General features: G+C 51.0%; 1 protein-coding gene. It reads left to right on the plus strand.

The annotated features are described in order from the left end of the window. Nucleotides 1-347, plus strand: a 347-nt coding sequence (locus HHX25_RS21095; RefSeq protein WP_394352866.1) for a hypothetical protein, incomplete at both ends; no start/stop codon positions are given.

Below are 347 nucleotides of genomic sequence, written 5' to 3' on the forward strand. Positions count from 1 at the left end.
CATACTGCCGTGGCGTTAGTCGATACCGATGGCGATGGCCTTACCGATTGTGAGGAGACTACTGGAATCGATAACCCAGCTACACCAGAAGTACCGACGGGCATGAGTGATGAGAACGATCCATGTGATCCGATGCATACTGCTGTATCGTTAATAGATACTGATGGTGATGGCCTTACCGATTGTGAGGAGACTACAGGGATTGACAACCCAGCTACACCAGAAGTGCCAACGGGTACAAGTGATGAGAACGATCCGTGTGATCCGATGCATACTGCCGTGGCGTTAGTCGATACCGATGGCGATGGCCTTACCGATTGTGAGGAGACTACTGGAATCGATAACCC

Origin of the sequence: Flavivirga algicola (genome assembly GCF_012910715.1) — a bacterium.
Lineage (GTDB): Bacteria > Bacteroidota > Bacteroidia > Flavobacteriales > Flavobacteriaceae > Flavivirga > Flavivirga algicola.